Below are 4,158 nucleotides of genomic sequence, written 5' to 3' on the forward strand. Positions count from 1 at the left end.
CTTAAATGATGAACTTTAAAACATTGAATAACGAAGATTTTTGACTTTTCGACTTGATCAAACATGGTTTTCAGGTGAAAATACAGTTCAGGTACAAGCCTAGTGTGAAATCAGTACGAGCTTCCAACTCTGCTGATCTTCGTTATTTGATGCTTGTAACATCAAATAACTATGTACCGCTGAATTTACACGAAAAACCGTCTGCAGTTCAACTGCAGACGGTTTTTTTATGAAAAAAACTGCAGTGCTGTCAGATGCTTAGAACTCTAAACGGTTTTGTGACTCGATTTTAGGCTTGTTTTGCTCTGCTGCTGGCGCTTCTTTTCTGTGACTCGATTTGAATTGCTTTGCTTGATCAAGTACCGAATTTATAAGGATTTCTTTGTTTTCTAAAGAGACAAGTTGAGTCTTGAAAACTTCGTTTTCAGACTTCAACCAAAAGCCTTTAATTGGCTCAACAATCTGAGCCAATATTTTTTCATGTTGTTCATGATAGGCAATGACACTTTTCAAATCAAAATCTGAGATGCTCAGCGAAAATGACTCTTTGAGTGTGTCTATTTTTGCGCTGTAATGCGTTTCTAGCGCATTTAGCATGTTCCCACAGTAATTAGTATAATTCTCTTTAAAACGCTCGTTTAAGCGTGTTTCTGACACATCAGCAACATTAAAAACGAATACTTTGTTGTCTGCGTTCTGTGAGTAGCCATATCGCACGTCTTGCGCTTTGATGTTTTGTGTCGAGTCATAGTCTGCAAAGTCACGTACTGACTGCATTACACGCAATAACTTTTCATCAAACGACACTGCTTTTTCAAGTCTCTCAACGTCCAAAGTCTCGCTAAATTTGAAAGCTTCGCTTTCAGCACTAATCTGCGGTTTTTGAGTCTCAGACAAAATCGGGACCTGGGGAGCTGCAGAAACTTCTGCAGCTGTCCGGGTCTCGGCTTCAGGTGCGGTTCTAGCAAGCTCGGCTTCATAATATTTTGAATACAACTGCATGTTGTTATGCTCTCGAACAGCTCTGATCGCTTCGAGTTTGTCTGCAATTTCCTCCGTATACTTTGGATCTTGAACTTTCCACCGTGGCAGTTGCTCAACGTCTTTTAGCTGAGTACCAAATTTTTTATTGTATTCACGATTAGATAAACAACTGACTTGGCTCGGCACTTCAATTTCAACGTCTTTCAGGATTATTTTTTTGGTCGGTGCATGTTCTGAAAGATAATCATTGATTAAGTTTTCAGTCGTTTTTCGTATGTGATCAACGTGATTTTTTCCGAAACCAAGGGCATCAGCCGATAACTTTCGGACTCCGCCACGGTCAGGATTTTTGGCATTGTATCGAGCAAAAAATTGTTTTGGGTGCATATCTTCATTGTTCAAAGTCGGACGTTCTGAATACATGAAATGCAAATGCGGTTGGTCTTTATTTTCAATCGAACTTTTATGATTGTGAATAGCGCAAGTGAATGCAAAACCATTTTTATTTGCAAACTCATCAATGAATTTTTGCACTAACTCGATTCGCTGTTTTTTAGAAATGTGATTCGGCAATGCAATTGTCAAAGTCGAACTTGTTCGCCCCTTTTCTTGTTCGAAGCGGTCGGCATTTACCCAAAATTTTTTGGGGTCACTTTTGGCGTATTCGGGCATGTTCCCAGACTTTACCCATTCGACTTCCTCCCCTGTTTTTGATTTAGAAAAGTGGGCAGTTCTCGTAATGTAAAAAAAACCATTTGCAGAAGTCGGGGCTTTTTTTCCTCTGCTGTTTGTCTTGTTTTTGACGTTATGTTTTAAGTCTGCATAGAACATTTTTCACATCCCCTTTTCTGCTTTTGCTCTTTGCTTTTGCTTCGAGTCATAGTGTTTATGAATTGACACTACCGCCCTTGGGCGGTAGTGTCAATTCATAAACACGGAGACGAGATAAATTATTTATTTTGCATAAGCAAAAGAATTAATTTATAAACCGGGAGAATGGGCCTAGACTGGACTTAATTCAAAAAAAATGTGGAGTCATGATGGCTGGTCGTCCCAAAAAGCAAATCTCAAGCGATGAAATTAACGCTCTGTTCAGTGACTTGAGCCTTCTAAAAGAGTCTTACTTTTTACGAAAAAAAGAAGCTGAATGTTTAGACATGCTTTCAACAAATGACTTTAATAATCTGGATGAGACTCAACTCGAACTCATCAAAAAAACTAGTTATCTAGTTTCAAGAACAATTAAAAATCTAGATTTGCTTCAAGAGATCCTAGACAAGAGCAATCACAATTCAACTGAAAAAACGATTATCCAACTCAGTCAACAAAGAGAGATTGATAGCTTTTTTTCGATGCTTGACCTACTCGATGCTCAACGAAAAAAAATAGACGTAAAATTCGCAGAGAATAAAATTAAACAGCGAATTGCTACTCAAGCCAAAGAAAAATCACCCCGTAAAATTGCTGATCAAAAAAAATATTTTATTGGCGATTTATGTTTGAAATGGATGAAATCTACTTATCAAAATCTAAACGATGACCAAGTCCTTGATACTTTAAAAACAATGATTGAAAACGAAAAGCTAGGAAGTTCAGCACGTCAAATCTGGACTGAAAGTAAAAATGAAAATAATCTGGACTGGATGAACAATAAAATCGCTGAAACTCAAGTAGTACAAGAAGAAATTAAAAAGGCAAAATTAGATCCACGGAATCCGTTTAAAAATTGAGGTGCAGTTTTGAGGTAACTTTTGGAACTGACAAAGTCAGGGTCAAGTTACCTCAAAAGGGCATCTTCAATAGATTATTTTCTGTGCTTTATATTCTTTCTTTAATTCAATTATTTTCATCTTAACTTGTTCTATATCCTCAATTATTATTTCCATTTGAATATTTTTAGCTATTTTTTTCACTATATCCAATCCTTTTTCTATAGCTTCATCATCTATATAAAAAGCATTTATATACTTTGTTACGTGGTCTTTTAAAGCAGGGAACGCTAAAAGAGGTTCTATTATTTCTTTAGCTTTTGAACGTATTTCTGATAATTGATTAAAGTTGTAATCGTTAATATCAAAGACACTGTTAATGACTTTCTCTATATTTTGCATATAAAAATTTCCTTAGAAGATGTTTATATTTTACTCCAGTTTAACCCCCAATCTTTTAGTATCAGAATCGTATGGTGAGTTGTCTGAGGGGGGCAGAATCAAAAGCATAAACTTTCTGTTTTCATGTAATTAAGTATTTGAATTGTTTAGTTTTTTTTAATTTAATAAGTATATAAAATAATAATGAAATTAGCCTAAGCAGAATTGTTTTTCTCAGGACAACAAAAAAGGCCGCCTGACCTCAACCCCTATTACTTATCAAATACCGAAAAGGGCAATGCTCTTAATCTGCTCTACTCACCATCTTTGCTTCACTTCGTTCGCTTCGGATGGTGAGATTGAGCAGATTTTCGGCAATATTCACCCTACCTCCGCTAAAAAAACGAAAGTAGATGAATATTGCCGTTTAAAAGTGTTCGGACGGAGCCGACATCGCTTTCAAATCGACACAAAATGGGTCGCATTTAGTCCATTTCGCAAGAAAGATATTTAGGTTCTAACTAACCTCCCGCACTCGCTTCTCTCTACACAGGCTCGCATCTCGTGCCGATTATCTCGTACAACCGTTTGCGATTACCTGCGCTATTCCCAGCGATGCCACGTTAGTGCAATACATCAGTACGTGGCTGACTAGCATTTCTGCATCATCGTCTTCTAATTCATGCGCCTGCCGTCACTCGTGTCCACCTGCACACATGAATCGCACGACCTCAAGCCCCGAAGGCACTTACAAACTTGCGGTATACACAGAACTAGCGAAGTCGAACAAAAAATCGAGCGAAATTAACAGCTACAAACATTTTGTTGCTTAAATGATGAACTTTAAAACATTGAATAACGAAGATTTTTGACTTTTCGACTTGATCAAACATGGTTTTCAGGTGAAAATACAGTTCAGGTACAAGCCTAGTGTGAAATCAGTACGAGCTTCCAACTCTGCTGATCTTCGTTATTTGATGCTTGTAACATCAAATAACTATGTACCGCTGAATTTACACGAAAAACCGTCTGCAGTTCAACTGCAGACGGTTTTTTTATGAAAAAAACTGCAGTGCTGTCAGAT

The 4,158-nt window shown here is 37.3% G+C and carries 3 protein-coding genes; 1 reads left to right on the top strand and 2 read right to left on the bottom strand.

Annotated features, from left to right (window positions below):
• Positions 1-258: 258 nt before the first annotated feature.
• Positions 259-1,815: a MobA/MobL family protein gene (locus BBP83_RS04205; protein WP_068886168.1), complete on the bottom strand. Its 1,557-nt coding sequence runs from the start codon at positions 1,813-1,815 to the stop codon at positions 259-261.
• A gap of 209 nt (positions 1,816-2,024) precedes the next feature.
• Here BBP83_RS04205 and BBP83_RS04210 point away from each other — a divergent pair, with 209 nt between their 5' ends.
• Positions 2,025-2,714, top strand: a complete 690-nt coding sequence (locus BBP83_RS04210) for a hypothetical protein (protein ID WP_068886169.1) — start codon at positions 2,025-2,027, stop codon at positions 2,712-2,714.
• A 66-nt stretch (positions 2,715-2,780) separates the two neighbouring features.
• On the opposite strand, the gene BBP83_RS04215 is transcribed toward BBP83_RS04210, so the two are convergent.
• On the bottom strand, positions 2,781-3,095 hold the full coding sequence (locus tag BBP83_RS04215; protein WP_068886170.1) for a hypothetical protein: 315 nt from the start codon (positions 3,093-3,095) through the stop codon (positions 2,781-2,783).
• Positions 3,096-4,158: the final 1,063 nt, after the last annotated feature.

Origin of the sequence: Acinetobacter celticus (genome assembly GCF_001707755.1) — a bacterium.
GTDB lineage: Bacteria > Pseudomonadota > Gammaproteobacteria > Pseudomonadales > Moraxellaceae > Acinetobacter > Acinetobacter celticus.

Excerpts from the sequence above, each read along its gene's own strand:
- BBP83_RS04205 (WP_068886168.1), bottom strand. The coding sequence starts at position 1,815 with ATGTTCTATGCAGACTTAAAACATAACGTCAAAAACAAGACAAACAGC.
- BBP83_RS04210 (WP_068886169.1), top strand. The coding sequence starts at position 2,025 with ATGGCTGGTCGTCCCAAAAAGCAAATCTCAAGCGATGAAATTAACGCT.
- BBP83_RS04215 (WP_068886170.1), bottom strand. The coding sequence starts at position 3,095 with ATGCAAAATATAGAGAAAGTCATTAACAGTGTCTTTGATATTAACGAT.